A 449-nucleotide genomic window follows, 5' to 3' on the forward strand; every position below is an offset into this window, starting at 1 on the left:
TAATTAGGAGAAAAAAATGCAATTAAAAAATACAAGCTCATTAGTAATTGAGAGTAAGTCTAGTAACAATCAGGCAAGTTTTGATCGTTTGGATCAAGGTAAGGCAACTTATGAAGATCTAACTGATGCTTTTGCTAGAGAATTAACTACAGAAGAAATTGCTTTAGTTTCTGGAGCAAATACATTAAAAACAGGAGTACATTATTGTGGAGGGGTAATGTACGTTTGCTAATAAAAATAGTAGGAGCACTATTTTTTAAATAGTGCTCTTGAGGTTAAAATGAAAAAAATTATCTACCCTTTAAAATACGACTTTTTAAAAAATAAAAGTCTTTTTTTTGTCTTTTGCCCCCCTGATCATTTAGATGAGGAAGATAGGCCAATTTTAGAGACTAGGAGTCTAAATTATAAAGAAAAAAAAATAAATTTTGAAAAATGCAATTTTGATG

At 29.2% G+C, this 449-nt stretch carries 1 protein-coding gene; it reads left to right on the plus strand.

Annotated elements, in window-relative coordinates; translation table 11 throughout:
- The first annotated feature begins 16 nt into the window (after positions 1 to 16).
- A complete protein-coding gene (locus HUN22_RS17705) occupies positions 17 to 232 on the plus strand; it encodes a hypothetical protein (protein WP_174732095.1) in 216 nt (71 codons plus the stop codon).
- Positions 233 to 449: the final 217 nt, after the last annotated feature.

Source organism: Acinetobacter lactucae, from assembly GCF_013344765.1.
In the GTDB taxonomy this organism is placed as follows: Bacteria; Pseudomonadota; Gammaproteobacteria; order Pseudomonadales; family Moraxellaceae; genus Acinetobacter; species Acinetobacter lactucae_A.